Source organism: Pseudovibrio denitrificans JCM 12308, assembly GCF_001310815.1.
GTDB classification, from domain to species: Bacteria; Pseudomonadota; Alphaproteobacteria; order Rhizobiales; family Stappiaceae; genus Pseudovibrio; species Pseudovibrio denitrificans.
The window spans coordinates 1-1261 of record NZ_BAZK01000074.1 but is presented as its reverse complement, the minus strand read 5'-3'; the positions used below and the strand labels follow the sequence as shown (position 1 = coordinate 1261).

1 protein-coding gene is annotated in these 1261 nt (G+C 46.4%); it reads right to left on the bottom strand.

The window, feature by feature from the left end:
- On the bottom strand, positions 1–1261 hold a 1261-nt coding region (locus JCM12308_RS27480; RefSeq protein ID WP_164845408.1), incomplete at both ends, for an FG-GAP-like repeat-containing protein.

Below are 1261 nucleotides of genomic sequence, written 5' to 3'. Positions count from 1 at the left end.
CCTTTGTTTCCCCTGCCAGCTTTGGCAACGTGGTTATGATCTTTTTGAAGCCGGCAAAGCGCCGGTTGTCAAAGTCCCAGCGCCCGCCTGAGTAAGCAAAGCGTGTGGTGAAGGCTTGAGAAGAGTTGGGCTTTTCTGTCAGGGAGGCCAGGACGGTCAGGACAGGTGGGAACCAGCGCTCATCCTCGGCATCACCGCCATAGGTGGTGTAGCTGGCTGAGAGGTGCCCGCCTGAAGGCAACACCACGCCAACCAGCATATCTGGGCGCTCGCTGATGAGGGAATATGCATTGCCTTCAAGTTTTCCAGGTGACAAGAAAAAAGGTGATTTTTCTTTATGCGTTATGAGATCTGTAAATCCATCCCCATCAGCATCTGCTAGTTGTAATAAGGTCTGAACACGGATGAAATCTCCATGATTTTCTGAAGGATAATGATATAATCCTTCAGTGCGGGTGAGATAAAGTCGGATATGCTTGTCTCGATTACCAATAAAATCTGCGCGCCCATCACCATTTAAGTCGCCAGCAAGGCTGCCTATGGTGTTGTTATCTTTAAATTCGGGTCTGCTAATGATCGGCCCGTGAGCAAACTTGAGACCAGCACTGAAGTAAATCTGAAGCTCGTACTTGCTCTTTCGATGCAAAAAATCTGTGAGGCCATCGCCATTAAAATCGCCAAACAGGGCGCCGGGCGCTTTGGGACTATCGAAGTGAATATCAAAACCAGAAATACCATTGGATAGGCGTACTTTGACTGGCGAGTTTGAATGATTAATATACAAATTACCGCCAGTAAAACCTTCTTTTTTCTCTGTCAGATCGGCGCGGCCATCACCATTAAAGTCTGCAGTTCTCTCGCCCCTCACATTTGACCACCTTTTAACTTCTGAACGGGAAAACCAGTGGCTATTGTCTGAAATTACATCGTCCTGACCATCTCCGTCAAAGTCAGCTATGCGAGGTAAACCTCCTGTAGTGTTTGAAAAGAACAAAGGATTGACATACTTAGTAAGTGTGTCTCGGCGTGCGAGCACCCCGAATTTCCCGAGAGATGAAGTTCCACAATTTTTTGTTGTAGTTACACTTTTGTCAGATCTGGTTGTGTAGCAAAGTGGACCATAAACTTGTCCATCGCTCAAATCTTTAGTTGATTTCCATCGAGCAACATCTGTTATCCGATCTCCATTAAAATCAGCGCTAAAGGCGCTGAGTTCATAACGATATTTGTCAAATTGTGGCGCGAGAAATTGCTTCTGATC